Below are 12698 nucleotides of genomic sequence, written 5' to 3'. Positions count from 1 at the left end.
AATTCTTAGAATGTTAAAACTTTTTTCGCAGTTTCCATTATATCTTTATACGTTGGTAACCATACACCCTCTGCTTGAGGGAATGGGTAAATTGTATCCGGCGCTGCTACACGTAATACAGGTGCTTCTAACGAAAGAATTGCACGTTCTGTAATTTCCGCTACAACATTCGCTGCAATCCCAGCTTGCTTTTGTGCTTCTTGAACAACGATTGCACGACCTGTTTTTTCAACAGAAGCAATAATTGTTTCAATATCAAGTGGCTGAATTGTACGTAAATCTACTACCTCTACAGAATAGCCTTCTTTCTCAAGCTCTTCTGCCGCTTTTAAAGACTCATGAACCATTAAGCCATATGCAAAAATGGATAAGTCTTTACCTTCACGTTTTACGTCTGCTTTACCAATTTCGATTGTGTACGCTTCTTCAGGTACTTCTTCACGGAATGAACGGTAAAGTTTTAAGTGCTCTAAGAAAATAACTGGGTCATTATCACGAATTGAAGCGATCAGTAAACCTTTTGCGTCATACGGAGTTGATGGAATCACCACTTTTAAGCCTGGTGATTGCGCCATTAACCCTTCTAATGAGTCTGAGTGCATTTCCGGTGTATGCACGCCACCACCAAATGGAGAACGGATTGTTACCGGTGCATTATACGTGCCACCAGAACGATATTTCATACGCGCTAATTGACCACTAATTGAATCCATTACTTCGAAAACGAAGCCGAAAAATTGAATTTCAGGCACTGGACGGTAGCCTGTTAATGCTAAGCCGATTGCTAAACCACCAATACCAGATTCGGCAAGGGGTGTATCAAATACACGATCTACGCCGAATTCTTTTTGAAGACCTTCAGTTGCACGGAATACCCCTCCGTTTACCCCAACGTCTTCACCGAATACTAATACGTTCTCGTCGTTTTTTAATTCGCAACGTAATGCATCTGTAATTGCTTGAATCATCGTCATTTGTGCCATGGCTTATTTCGACTCCTTCTCTTTGTAAATTGCATATTGTTCTTTTAAGTTATATGGCATCTCTTCTGCGTACATATTGTCCATTAACTCAGTTACTTTTTGTTTTGGTGCTTGGTCCGCTAATTTGATTGCTTCTTTAATCTCTTCTTTTGCACGTTCGATTACAGACTCTTCTTTTTGTTCATCCCATAACCCTTTTGCTTCTAAGAATTTACGGAAACGAATTAATGGGTCTTTTGCTGCCCAATCATTGTCTGTGTCTGTTGTACGGTAACGAGTTGGGTCATCTCCTGCCATTGTATGTGGGCCATAACGATAGCACATTGTTTCGATTAATGTTGGGCCTTCGCCACGAACAGCTCGGTCACGCGCATCTTTTGTTGCTGCATAAACTGCTAATGGGTCCATACCGTCTACAAGAACCGATGGAATACCTGCCGCAATCCCTTTTTGCGCGATAGTTTTTGCAGCAGTTTGTAATTCACGTGGTGTCGAAATCGCAAATTGGTTATTTTGTACGATGAAGATTGCTGGTGATTTAAATGCACCCGCAAAGTTAATCCCTTCATAGAAATCCCCTTGTGAAGAACCACCGTCACCTGTATACGTAATTGCTACAGATTTCGTACCGCGCTTTTGTAAACCTAATGCGACACCTGCAGTTTGAATATATTGTGCACCGATAATAATTTGTGGTGCTAAAATGTTAACTCCTTCAGGCACTTGGTTACCGATAAAGTGACCACGGCTGAATAAGAATGCTTTCCATAATGGTAATCCGTGCATAACGATTTGCGGAACATCACGATAACCTGGTAAAATCCAGTCCTCTTTTTCAAGCGCGTAATGTGACGCTAATTGAGACGCTTCTTGACCTGCTGTTGGGGCATAGAAACCTAAACGACCTTGGCGGTTTAATGAAATCGAGCGTTGGTCTAAAATACGTACATAAACCATACGTGTCATTAATTCCACTAATTGCTCGTCCGTTAATTCCGGCATTGCTGCTTCGTTTACTACTTCTCCGTTTTCATTTAAGATTTGGAACATTTCAAACTTGCTTTCAATCTCATGTAATGTGCCAGTTGGATCAAATTGATTCATCATTTTTTCTGCCATTGTTTACATCCCCTTTGAACTGTATTAAAAAAAAATTAAATTCGAATAGTACAATATTGTTCTAATCAGAGTATAATGAATAAAATACCATCGGTCAATCATTGTTTAGCATCTAAATAAAAGAAATTTCATTCACCACTAAAATTATAACAGTAGCGTTATCTGTATTATAAATTTATTATTTCTGTACTATAATAGAATACCTGTTTTATTCTTTTATTGTTTACAATACAATTTACTAACCAGTGTAAATCATTCCCCATTTAAGCCAAATTCAATCTATCAGATGAAATATTTCACCTTCCAAATGTTTTTTCTACTTCACTTTTTCTAAGTCGTGTATACTTAAAGGTAATTAAGTTAGAACTGAAAGGAAGTTTCACATGCTATTAATGGAACATATTATTCGTGAGGGTCATCCTACATTGCGCACACGCGCTGAGGAGGTAACCTTCCCATTAACAAAAGAAGATCGCCAATTAGCTGAGGAAATGCTGCAATATCTAATAAATAGTCAAAATCCTGAAATGGCTGAAAAATATAATTTACGCGGCGGAATTGGTTTAGCTGCTAACCAAGTAAATAGCCTTAAGCGTATGTTTGCTTTGCATTTAGATGATGACAAAGGTGAGCTTTTAAGCTTTGTTGCTGTTAACCCTAAAATCGTTAGCCACTCTGTAGAACAAACGTATATTACAAGCGGTGAAGGCTGTCTTTCTGTAGATCGCGCTGTGCCAGGCTATGTACCTCGCTACGCACGCATTACTGCAAAATTTATGACTGTTGATGGCGAAGAAAAGAAAATTCGCTTAACTGGTTTACCTGCAATCGCATTTCAACATGAATTAGATCACTTAAATGGTGTGATGTTCTTTGATCGAATTAACGAAAAAGATCCATTCGGTGAAATTGAAAATAGCACACCTTTTGGTCGCGAATAAGAAAAGCGCTAAAGCGCCCTTCCAGCCCCGAGTGGGCAAAACACCACATCCATGTGGCATGCCCTCAATGACTCACGTCGTGTGAGCCGCAAGTTTTGGAGAGCCCTCCTGCAAAAGTAAACGCACCATCACTTTTGCAGGAGGGTTCTAATAGTGCGAGGGGTTGGCGCTTTAGTCTAGACACTTTGAAAAAATTTATACTTTCTTATATTTTAAGAAAAGCGCTGCGAATTTACTCGCAGCGCTTTTCCTGTTGTTAAAATAATTTTAATTCTTTCATTATTTTGTATAGACCATCTTGATCAACATGGTCCGCTACAATCGCTGCAACTTTTTTGGCTTCATCATGACCATTCTCCATCGCTACACCTAGCCCCACGTCTCGCAACATCTCCACGTCATTCAAACCATCCCCAAAAGCAATGACGTCTTCCATTTCAAAATTGATATGTTCAATTAATTTAGTAATACCAAGCGCCTTCGAACCACCACTCGGAAGCATATCGCAGGAATATGGATGCCAGCGAACGAACTGTATATCTTGGAATTGTTGCTCATACAGTACTTGCTCATGCTCTTTTGCAAAGACAAGCGTTTGATAAACAGGTGTATGCAAATAATAATTTTCATCAATCGTTGGATAAGGATAATGGAGTGTCGCTAAACTTTCTTCAATTTCACTATAACCACTTTTAGACGCAATCATTTCTTTTTCGTTTAAAAAAACGAACGGATGGTCATGCTGCTCACCGAATTGCAAAATCTCCATTAACGTTTCATTCGCAATTTGATTGGTATAAATTACTTCCCCTTTGTAAACGACGTATTGACCGTTGAACGTAACATATGTATCAATTTGAAGTTCCTCTAAAATTCCAGCAATCATAAATGGTGCTCGGCCAGTTGCAATTGCGATTTCATGACCATTTTCACGAGCTTTAAAAATTGCCTCCTTCGCTGATTGGGGGAGCTGTTTTTTCGAATTATACAAAGTACCATCCACATCAAAAAATAAAAATTTTTTCATTGTTATCTTCCTTTATAATAGTGACCCTTTACAAAAAACAGAATTTTCCGTATAATATAGACAAGGAGTGATGACCTATGTTACGACGTCTCAAAAAGAAATGGCTTAAACAATTAAACGGCATCCTCGGAAAAAAATTAATTGCCTAACTTCCTTCAATTTCAATTGGCACGTCTATATTAGGACGTGTCATTTTTTTATGTTATCGACATGTTTATCCATCATTTTTAAAGGGCTTTTCTTTATTTTAAAGGAGTCCCATGATAATATAAAGGAAATGCGTGTTTCTTTATAAATTTCAACGCAATAATAATGTTCGTTATTAAAGGAGAGTAACTATGATTTACAAAGTTTATTATCAAGAAGGTATTTCAGAAATTCCAGTTCGCGAAAACACTAAAGTTGTATATGTAGAAGGGGCATCTGAACGTGAAGTACGCTATTACTTAAAAGACCGCAACTACAATATCGAGCTAGTTCAACTATTAGAAGGTAACTATTTAGAGTATGAGCAAAACAGCTCTAACTTCCAAGTGGAGAACGCTTAATTCTTATGAAATTCGTTAAGAATGATCAAGCAGCTGTATTCGCACTCGGCGGACTGGGCGAAATCGGCAAAAACACATACGCAGTACAGTTTCAAGATGAAATTATATTAATTGACGCAGGTATTAAATTCCCTGAGGACGACCTACTTGGAATCGACTATGTTATTCCGGACTATACGTATTTAGTTCGAAACGTAGACAAAATTAAGGGCTTATTTATAACACATGGTCACGAAGATCATATCGGCGGGATCCCTTACCTGTTACGTCAGGTAAACGTTCCAGTTTATGGTGGTAAGTTAGCTTTAGGCTTATTACGCAACAAATTAGAAGAGCATGGTTTATTACGTTCAACAAAATTAATCGAATTTAAAGAAAACGATGTTATTAAGTTCCGTAAAACTTCTGTGAGCTTCTTCCGTACGACGCATAGTATTCCAGATGCATACGGTATCGTTGTCAAAACACCTCCTGGTAACATCGTGCATACCGGGGACTTCAAATTTGACTTCACACCTGTGGGCGAACCCGCCAACTTAACCAAAATGGCTGAAATTGGTCGTGATGGTGTGCTTTGCTTACTATCTGATAGTACAAATGCTGAAAAAACAGATTTCACGATGTCTGAGCGCACTGTAGGGAAAAGCATCGATGAAATTTTCCGCAAAGTCGATGGACGTATTATCTTTGCGACATTTGCATCAAACATTCACCGTCTACAGCAAGCAACGGATGCCGCTTTAAAATACGGTCGTAAAATTGCCGTATTCGGTCGTTCAATGGACAACGCTATTACTATCGGTCGTGAATTAGGTTATATTACAGCACCGAAAGAAACATTTGTAGACGTACAAAGCTTAAACCGCTTACCTGCAAATGAAGTGATGATTTTATGTACAGGTTCTCAAGGTGAACCGATGGCCGCATTATCACGCATTGCGAACGGTACGCACCGTCAAATTCAAATTCAACCTGGTGATACAGTAGTGTTCTCATCTTCTCCAGTACCTGGTAATACGATGAGCGTAAACAAAATTATCAACTTATTATTCCGCGCTGGTGCAGAAGTTATTCACGGCGCACTCAATAACATCCATACTTCTGGTCACGGTTCTCAGCAAGAGCAAAAACTAATGTTACGCTTAATGAAACCAAAGTTCTTTATGCCAATTCACGGTGAATATCGCATGTTAAAAATCCACACGGAACTTGCGGAAGCCTGTGATATTCCTTTAGAAAACTCATTTGTCATGGAAAACGGTGATGTACTTGCATTAAGTGCTAACGAAGCTCATGTTGCTGGTCGTATTCCTTCAGGTGATGTGTACATTGATGGTAATGGTATTGGTGATATTGGCAACATTGTACTACGCGATCGTCGTATTCTTTCTGAAGAAGGCTTAGTAATTGTCGTTGTAAGTGTTGATATGGCTAACAATAAAATTGTTTCAGGTCCAGACATTATCTCTCGCGGATTCGTGTACATGCGTGAATCAGGTACAATGATTAATGAAGCTCAAAAAATGTTAAATCAACATTTAAACAGCACAATCCAAGAAAAAGATAAACAATGGAATGATTTGAAAAATGAAATTACAGACGTTTTAGGACCGTATTTATACGAAAAAACAAAACGTCGCCCAATGATCTTACCGATTATTATGGAAGTATAAATAAGAATAGGTATTCGCGCCCGTTAAGCTCCGAAAGACGAATGCCTAGACAAAAACAAGGGTGCCCCGAATTCAATTCGGAGCACCCTTGTTTTTTTAGCCTAAATTTCCTTTTTCACAAAACGATTAATGTCGACATCTGCACCAATAATGAGTAGGACATCGCCGAGTTGAATACGTTCAGTTGCTGGTGGGGAAATCATAATTTCCTCCTCGCGCGTAATGCCGACAATGTTGACACCATATTTTGCACGAATGTCTAATTCAATTAATGAATGACCTGCAATATTTTCACTCGCGCGAATTTCCATAATCGAATGCTCTCCTGATAATTCTAAGTAATCGAGTACGCTATTTGAAATCATATTGTTTGCAATACGAATCCCCATATCGCGCTCAGGATGCACGACAAAGTCTGCGCCAATTTTACGCAACACCTTTTCATGATAATCATTTTGCGCTTTTACCGTAATTTGTTGTACACCAAGTTCCTTTAAAATGAGCGTCGATAAAATGCTCGATTGAATATCTTCTCCTATTGCCACAATGACATGTTCATAGTTCCACAAGCCCAGTGATTTCACAGTTTCTTCCTCAGTTGTATCAGCAACGACTGCCTGTGTAGCAATACGCGCAAATTCATCGACACGCTCCCTATCGGTATCAATCGCCATGACGTTAGCGCCCTGCTTCACAAGCTCGCGAACAATACTACCTCCGAAACGACCTAATCCAATTACTACGAATTCTTTTTTCATATTGTCTCCTCCGAACAAATCATTGCCAACATTTTACCGCAATTAACGAATTGTTTCCATTAAAGAATTCGTTCAATTTTTTGTTGTAATGATTTCGTCGCTAGAAAACCAACTTTGAAAAATCGTAAGCGTTGCAATTCATCAAATAAGTAATAGGAAGGTACGATTTGATTTTTAAACGTATCACTGATTGTTAATTCATTATCTACGTAAATCGGAATAGTTAATTGTAATCGTTGGACTGTATCATTTAATTGTTCTATTGAATAATCACTTTTTTCTCGAGGCATATGAACTGCATAAACCGATAATCGATTTTGATAAAGTGTTTGAATGTCATTTAGTTTTTCAATCGATTGTTTACATTGTGGGCAGCTCATTGACCAAAAATAAATAAAGGTTGGCAACGTACTTTCCTTTTGTACCTGCTGCTTATTTAAAATAACAGAAGCACCTTTTAATGATGGCATAGCTGTATAAAGTTTCATTTATCTCCTCCTTAAAATAGCATATGTATGTATTTCCAAATACGTACAGTATCGGGCATTACCGAAAATGACGAAAATAATCTTAAGTATCAACTAAATTCCTTTCAAAATGTAACATAAATAGACTTGAAATACTTGCTAGAATCTGTATAATTGTTATTGCTTTCGTAAACTTAAAGTTTTGTAAAAGTAAACTTCCGTACTTAAGGTTTAAAAATAGTAAACTCTTGCGGGGGATTTTTTACTGTAAGGAAAGCGCGTTCGCGCCCTTTTAGCTCCGAGTGGGCAAAACGCCACGTCCATGTGGCATGCCCCCAATGACTCACATCGTGTGAGCCTCAGTCATTGGAGGGCCCGACTAGAAAGTAAACACTTCACCACTTTCGACAGCGGGACCGAAATGACCAAGGAGCTGGCGCGAATGCCTAGACCTGTTATAACGGAAAAATTTATACTTTCTAATATGTCAAAAAGGAGCGTGCCCAAATGCAAATTGGTACGAAGATCAAAGCATTACGCCTAAAAAAGGGTCTTACCCAAGAAGAGCTTGGGGAACGTACAGACTTAACTAAAGGCTATATATCTCAATTGGAGCGCGATTTAAATTCCCCTTCAATCGAAACATTATTCAACTTATTAGAAGTGCTAGGCTGTTCACCACGTGACTTCTTTGATGACGAGCAAGAAAACGAAAAAATTGTCTTTACAAAGGATGACCAAACGAGCTTTATTGACCACGATAAAAAATACGAAATCGAGTGGCTAATCCCTACATCCAATGAAAAAGAAATGGAACCTGTTTTTATCACGTTACAAAAGGATGCGGTGTTCAAAGCGTTTGAGCCTTCATTGGCGGAAACCTTCATTTATGTATTAAATGGCCGAATTCGTGTTGTACTTGGCAGCGATGAATATATCGCCAGTGAAGGAAATGCCGTTTACTATGGGGCATCTTCTAATCACCAAATTTTTAATGCGCACAATGGTATTACCAAATTACTGTTAGTCGCAACACAATCTTATTTATAACTTAGGAGGCTACATACATGGATAACACGATTATTCGTTTTGAAAATGTTACAAAATCATACAATGACGGTACGGTTGTATTAAAAAATATTAATTTTGAGTTAGAACGTGGAAAGTTTTACACATTACTTGGGCCATCTGGTTGTGGGAAAACAACTATTTTACGTATTATTGCGGGCTTTACTGACGCGACAACAGGCGATGTATTCTTCAATGGTAAGCGTATTAACGATGTACCTGCCAACGAGCGCCACGTAAACACAGTATTCCAAGATTACGCCTTATTCCCGCACTTAAATGTTTTTGAAAACGTAGCATTCGGCTTACGCATTAAAAAAGTAAAAGAAGTAGAAGTGAAAGAACGCGTACAGAAAGCACTAAAATTTGTTAACTTAGCAGGCTATGGCAACCGTGAAATTTCGGAAATGTCAGGTGGTCAGCGTCAACGTGTGGCAATTGCACGTGCGATCGTGAATGACCCAGATGTCATTTTATTAGATGAGCCGTTATCAGCATTAGACTTAAAATTGCGTACAGAAATGCAGTATGAATTGCGCGAACTACAACAGCGTCTTGGTAAAACATTCATCTTCGTAACACACGACCAAGAAGAAGCGTTAGCAATGAGTGACGAAATTTTCGTTCTTTCTCATGGCGAAATCAAACAATCAGGTACACCTGTAGACATTTACGACGAACCAATTAACCGTTTCGTAGCGGATTTCATTGGTGAATCAAACATCGTTGACGGCATTATGATTGAAGACTACAAAGTAAAATTCGCTGGTAAGGAATTCGAATGTGTCGACGGCGGTATGAAGCCAAACGAAAAAATTGATGTCGTAATCCGTCCGGAAGACTTAGAAATGACAACACCTGACAAAGGTAAATTAGTTGTAACCGTTGATACACAGCTATTCCGTGGGGTTCACTACGAGCTATCAACGTATGACAAAGACGGCAATGAATGGTTAGTACACTCGCTAAAAAAAGCAGAGGTTGGCGAAGAAATCGGCTTAGATTTTGATCCTGAAGCAATTCACGTAATGCGCTTAAACGAAACAGAAGAAGATTTCGACAAACGTTTAGAAGCATATGGGGATGAAGAACATGAATAACAAAACCGCAAAAGGACCGTTAATCCCTTATTTATTTTGGATACTTTTATTCGTTATCGCGCCGATTGCGTTAGTCGTTTACTATTCTGTACTTGATTTAAATGGGGACTTCACATTTGCCAACTATGCGAAGTTCTTCACACCGGTTTATTTAAAAATGACGCTAAGTAGTTTCTGGTATGCGTTTTTAATTACGTTATTTACATTATTATTAGCCTACCCTACTGCTTACTTATTAACAAAAACAAAGCACAAGCAATTATGGTTAATGTTAATCATTATTCCGTCTTGGATTAACTTATTATTAAAGACGTATGCATTTATCGGGATCTTCGGTTTATATGGTCCAATCAATGCAATGATAGAAGTATTTGGTTTTGATCCACAGCAAATTTTATTTACAGATTTCAGTTTTATTTTCGTATCGGTTTATATTTTCATCCCGTTTATGATTATTCCGATTTTCAACTCATTAGATAAAATGAATCCATCACTTGTATACGCAGCACGCGACCTTGGGGCAAATGCTTGGACAACATTCCGCCGCGTGATTTTCCCATTAACAATTGATGGCGTAAAATCAGGAATTCAAGTAACATTCATTCCTGCGTTATCTCTATTCATGATTACACGCTTAATCGCGGGTAACAAAGTGATTACACTAGGTACAGCAATCGAGCAGCAATTCTTAGTTTCTCAAAACTGGGGCATGGGTTCGACAATCGCGGTATTCTTAATTTTATTTATGGTTTTAACTATGTTATTCACACGAGACAAATCTAAAGGAGGCCGCGCATAATGAAAAAATTATCAGCTATGTCTAAAGCGTATTTAGCGTTTGTATTCGTCGTACTTTATGCGCCAATTCTTTACTTAATTTTTTATTCCTTCAACAGTGGCGGCAACATGAACAACTTTGAATCATTCACTTGGGAGCATTACCAAGCGGTGTTCGAGGATTCACGCCTTATCATTATTTTACTGAACACAGTCATTGTAGCGCTTTTATCTGGCTTAATTGCAACCGTTATTGGAACACTTGGTGCGATCGGTATTGTATCAATTAAAGATAAAAAAATACGCAATACATTACTTTCATTAAATAACGTCTTAATCGTTTCACCGGACGTTGTCATCGGTGCGAGTTTCTTAATTTTATTCACGATGATTGGTGTCAAGCTTGGCTTTGCTTCAGTGTTAGTATCACACGTTGCATTCAGTGTACCAATTGTTGTATTAATGGTTTTACCTAAGCTTTTAGAAATGAATAAGTCTTTAATCGACGCTGCTCGTGACTTGGGTGCTACAAAGCGTGACGTCTTAACACGTGTTGTTTTACCGTATATTTCACCTGGTATTTTCGCTGGTTTCTTCATGGCATTAACGTATTCGCTAGATGATTTCGCGGTAACATTCTTTGTAACGGGTAACGGTTTCTCTACATTATCAGTCGAAATTTACTCAATGGCTCGTGCTGGTATTTCGTTAACAGTAAACGCCATTTCAGGTTTAGTATTTGCGGTAACGGTATTAATCGTTATTGGTTACTATTTCATTAATAAACGTTCAAAATCAGTAGCAACGGAGGGACAACGATGAGAGATTTAGTTCAAGCAACCGTTGGAATTATCATTGTCTGTGCCCTACTGTTTGTCGCAGTTGACCAAATGCAATCAGCAGGCAGCAAAGGCAGCAAGGATTCATTAACAGTTTACAACTGGGGTGAATATATCGATCCAGAATTAATCGATAAGTTTGAAGAAGAAACAGGCATTAAAGTCACATACGAAACATTCGACTCAAACGAAGCGATGTTGACAAAAATTCAGCAAGGTGGTTCAGCTTATGATATCGCCGTACCTTCTGAATATACAATCGAATCGATGAAAGAAGAAGATTTATTAATTCCAATCGATCATGACCTAGTTCCAAATATAAAGAATATTAATGCGGACTTTTTAGATTTAGCATTCGATAAAGGCAATAAATACTCCATCCCTTATTTCTGGGGTACAGTAGGTATTGTTTATAATCCTAGCTTAATTGATGATCATTTAACATTCGAATCATGGGAAGATCTATGGGACCCATCATTAAAAGATAAAGTGTTTTTAGTAGATGGTTCACGTGAAGTTATCGGTATGGGCTTAAACTCAATCGGTGAGTCATTAAATGCAAAAGATGACGCACTTTTACGTAAAGCGACAGATAAACTCATTACATTATCACCAAACATTAAAGCCATAATTGGTGACGAAATTACACCTTTAATGATAAATAACGAAGCAACCGTTGCATTAACTTGGTCAGGTCAAGCAGCTGATATGATGTGGGAAAATGAAGAGTTAAATTTTGCAGTTCCACAAGAAGGTTCAAACTTATGGTTTGATAACATGGTTATTCCAAAAACATCTAAAAACGTGGAAGGTGCCCATAAATTCATTAACTTTATGTTAGACCCTGAAAACGCAGCACAAAATGCTGACTACGTTGGTTACTCAACACCAAATGAGGCAGCTTGGGAACTAATGGATGAGGAAGTCATTTCAGACGAGCGCTTCTACCCATCAAATGAACAACGTGAAACATTAGAAGTTTACGAAAACCTTGGCCTTGAATGGTTAGGTAAGTATAACGAGTATTTCTTAGATTTTAAGATGAGCATTAAATGAATGAAGATGCCGAGCAGCTAAATTGTTGCCCGGCATTTTTCGTTATAGCTAATATTGAGCATATTTACTAACAAAAAATGGATCAAGTGCAATCTACTTATTTTCAGCGGGCTACGGCAAAGTTAAAACCAATCGCAGTCTGGATTGGTTTTAACTTCTGCGACGAAAGCATAGCGACAGGAGCATGACTGCTTCTGCGGGGAGTAAAATCTCGATTTTACTCTCCTCGGCGCAAAGAGAAATTCTAAAAAATGTTTTAGAATTTCCCTTTACTACTGTCTTTAATGCCGCATGCAAGGCCCGCTAAACTAAAATGTTACTCTTTTCCATATAGTTAAAAGC

At 38.2% G+C, this 12698-nt stretch carries 13 protein-coding genes; 8 read left to right on the top strand and 5 right to left on the bottom strand.

What is annotated here, in order from left to right:
• Positions 1-5 precede the first annotated feature (5 nt).
• Positions 6-983, bottom strand: a complete 978-nt coding sequence (locus LZ480_RS02680; protein ID WP_241367831.1) for an alpha-ketoacid dehydrogenase subunit beta — start codon at positions 981-983, stop codon at positions 6-8.
• A 3-nt stretch (positions 984-986) separates the two neighbouring features.
• Positions 987-2102, bottom strand: a complete 1116-nt coding sequence (gene pdhA / locus LZ480_RS02675) for a pyruvate dehydrogenase (acetyl-transferring) E1 component subunit alpha (protein WP_241367829.1) — start codon at positions 2100-2102, stop codon at positions 987-989.
• Between the two features lie 383 nt (positions 2103-2485).
• Between pdhA and def the strand changes: the two genes are divergently transcribed.
• Positions 2486-3043, top strand: a complete 558-nt coding sequence (gene def, locus LZ480_RS02670) for a peptide deformylase (RefSeq protein WP_241367828.1) — start codon at positions 2486-2488, stop codon at positions 3041-3043.
• 256 nt (positions 3044-3299) lie between these two features.
• Here the strand turns inward: def and LZ480_RS02665 are convergent, their stop codons facing one another.
• Positions 3300-4070 (bottom strand): Cof-type HAD-IIB family hydrolase, encoded by a 771-nt coding sequence (locus tag LZ480_RS02665; RefSeq protein ID WP_241367826.1) that lies wholly within the window; start codon positions 4068-4070, stop codon positions 3300-3302.
• Positions 4071-4408: 338 nt separating this feature from the next.
• On the opposite strand from LZ480_RS02665, the gene LZ480_RS02660 reads away from it, so the two are divergent.
• Both LZ480_RS02660 and rnjA read left to right on the top strand, forming a co-directional pair.
• Complete coding sequence (locus tag LZ480_RS02660; protein ID WP_241367825.1) at positions 4409-4618, top strand: DNA-dependent RNA polymerase subunit epsilon; 210 nt, start codon at positions 4409-4411, stop codon at positions 4616-4618.
• 5 nt (positions 4619-4623) lie between these two features.
• Complete coding sequence (gene rnjA, locus LZ480_RS02655; RefSeq protein WP_241367824.1) at positions 4624-6291, top strand: ribonuclease J1; 1668 nt, start codon at positions 4624-4626, stop codon at positions 6289-6291.
• 101 nt (positions 6292-6392) lie between these two features.
• Here the strand turns inward: rnjA and LZ480_RS02650 are convergent, their stop codons facing one another.
• Both LZ480_RS02650 and LZ480_RS02645 read right to left on the bottom strand, forming a co-directional pair.
• Positions 6393-7049 (bottom strand): potassium channel family protein, encoded by a 657-nt coding sequence (locus LZ480_RS02650; RefSeq protein WP_241367823.1) that lies wholly within the window; start codon positions 7047-7049, stop codon positions 6393-6395.
• Positions 7050-7108: 59 nt separating this feature from the next.
• Positions 7109-7537 (bottom strand): TlpA family protein disulfide reductase, encoded by a 429-nt coding sequence (locus LZ480_RS02645; protein WP_241367822.1) that lies wholly within the window; start codon positions 7535-7537, stop codon positions 7109-7111.
• 486 nt (positions 7538-8023) lie between these two features.
• On the opposite strand from LZ480_RS02645, the gene LZ480_RS02640 reads away from it, so the two are divergent.
• The 5 genes from LZ480_RS02640 to LZ480_RS02620 are packed head-to-tail and all read left to right on the top strand — an operon-like array spanning position 8024 to position 12356.
• On the top strand, positions 8024-8566 hold the full coding sequence (locus LZ480_RS02640) for a helix-turn-helix domain-containing protein (protein ID WP_241367821.1): 543 nt from the start codon (positions 8024-8026) through the stop codon (positions 8564-8566).
• A 17-nt stretch (positions 8567-8583) separates the two neighbouring features.
• Positions 8584-9684, top strand: coding sequence for an ABC transporter ATP-binding protein (locus tag LZ480_RS02635; RefSeq protein ID WP_241367820.1), 1101 nt, complete (start codon positions 8584-8586; stop codon positions 9682-9684).
• Entirely contained in the window at positions 9677-10483 is an 807-nt protein-coding gene (locus tag LZ480_RS02630; protein WP_241367819.1) for an ABC transporter permease, read from the top strand. Before LZ480_RS02635 ends, LZ480_RS02630 begins: the two co-directional genes overlap by 8 nt.
• A complete protein-coding gene (locus LZ480_RS02625; RefSeq protein WP_241367818.1) occupies positions 10483-11283 on the top strand; it encodes an ABC transporter permease in 801 nt (266 codons plus the stop codon). The genes LZ480_RS02630 and LZ480_RS02625 overlap by 1 nt, the downstream gene beginning before the upstream one ends.
• On the top strand, positions 11280-12356 hold the full coding sequence (locus LZ480_RS02620) for an ABC transporter substrate-binding protein (protein ID WP_241367817.1): 1077 nt from the start codon (positions 11280-11282) through the stop codon (positions 12354-12356). Before LZ480_RS02625 ends, LZ480_RS02620 begins: the two co-directional genes overlap by 4 nt.
• Positions 12357-12698 lie beyond the last annotated feature (342 nt).

Origin of the sequence: Solibacillus palustris, assembly GCF_022549215.1 — a bacterium.
In the GTDB taxonomy this organism is placed as follows: domain Bacteria; phylum Bacillota; class Bacilli; order Bacillales_A; family Planococcaceae; genus Solibacillus; species Solibacillus daqui.
This window is presented reverse-complemented; position numbering and strand designations above follow the sequence as displayed.

Coding starts and splice junctions, on each gene's coding strand:
- pdhA (WP_241367829.1), bottom strand. CDS start 2,102: ATGGCAGAAAAAATGATGAATCAATTTGATCCAACTGGCACATTACAT.
- LZ480_RS02680 (WP_241367831.1), bottom strand. CDS start 983: ATGGCACAAATGACGATGATTCAAGCAATTACAGATGCATTACGTTGC.
- LZ480_RS02665 (WP_241367826.1), bottom strand. CDS start 4,070: ATGAAAAAATTTTTATTTTTTGATGTGGATGGTACTTTGTATAATTCG.
- LZ480_RS02630 (WP_241367819.1), top strand. CDS start 9,677: ATGAATAACAAAACCGCAAAAGGACCGTTAATCCCTTATTTATTTTGG.
- LZ480_RS02645 (WP_241367822.1), bottom strand. CDS start 7,537: ATGAAACTTTATACAGCTATGCCATCATTAAAAGGTGCTTCTGTTATT.
- LZ480_RS02625 (WP_241367818.1), top strand. CDS start 10,483: ATGAAAAAATTATCAGCTATGTCTAAAGCGTATTTAGCGTTTGTATTC.
- LZ480_RS02640 (WP_241367821.1), top strand. CDS start 8,024: ATGCAAATTGGTACGAAGATCAAAGCATTACGCCTAAAAAAGGGTCTT.
- LZ480_RS02635 (WP_241367820.1), top strand. CDS start 8,584: ATGGATAACACGATTATTCGTTTTGAAAATGTTACAAAATCATACAAT.
- def (WP_241367828.1), top strand. CDS start 2,486: ATGCTATTAATGGAACATATTATTCGTGAGGGTCATCCTACATTGCGC.
- LZ480_RS02650 (WP_241367823.1), bottom strand. CDS start 7,049: ATGAAAAAAGAATTCGTAGTAATTGGATTAGGTCGTTTCGGAGGTAGT.
- rnjA (WP_241367824.1), top strand. CDS start 4,624: ATGAAATTCGTTAAGAATGATCAAGCAGCTGTATTCGCACTCGGCGGA.
- LZ480_RS02620 (WP_241367817.1), top strand. CDS start 11,280: ATGAGAGATTTAGTTCAAGCAACCGTTGGAATTATCATTGTCTGTGCC.
- LZ480_RS02660 (WP_241367825.1), top strand. CDS start 4,409: ATGATTTACAAAGTTTATTATCAAGAAGGTATTTCAGAAATTCCAGTT.